Below are 361 nucleotides of genomic sequence, written 5' to 3'. Positions count from 1 at the left end.
TCTATCTTAATGGAGCAAGAGGACTCCCGTTAAAGTCGCCAGACTTAACGGGATGATGAATTGCGACCAATATAAAACTGAGCGCAGGCGAATCAATTTGGTTGTTCTTGGTTCTCGACGTAATTTTTTAGTTGCTCAACAGTGACACCACCACAACTAGCCACAAAATACGCACCAGTCCAGAAGAAAGGCTGGTTGTAAAAGTATTTTTTAGCCAACCAAGGGAACTCTTTGCGTATTAACCTACTACTCACGGTTTTGATATTTCCGATCAATGTTGAGAGGGGTTTATCAGGCTTGTAATCAATTAATAGGTGTACATGGTCTGCTTCACCATTGAACTCCAACAACTCACAGTCCC

General features: G+C 42.1%; 1 protein-coding gene. It reads right to left on the bottom strand.

Annotated features, from left to right (window positions below):
• Nucleotides 1-92: 92 nt before the first annotated feature.
• On the bottom strand, nucleotides 93-361 hold a 269-nt coding region (gene tnpA / locus ACM0OT_RS23810), incomplete at its 5' end, for an IS200/IS605 family transposase (RefSeq protein ID WP_414566842.1).

The organism is Anabaena sp. CCY 9613, from assembly GCF_963920895.1.
Classification (GTDB): Bacteria; Cyanobacteriota; Cyanobacteriia; order Cyanobacteriales; family Nostocaceae; genus Cyanocohniella.
Note: the sequence above shows the minus strand (reverse complement) of the source record. Positions and strands in the feature narration are given on the sequence as shown.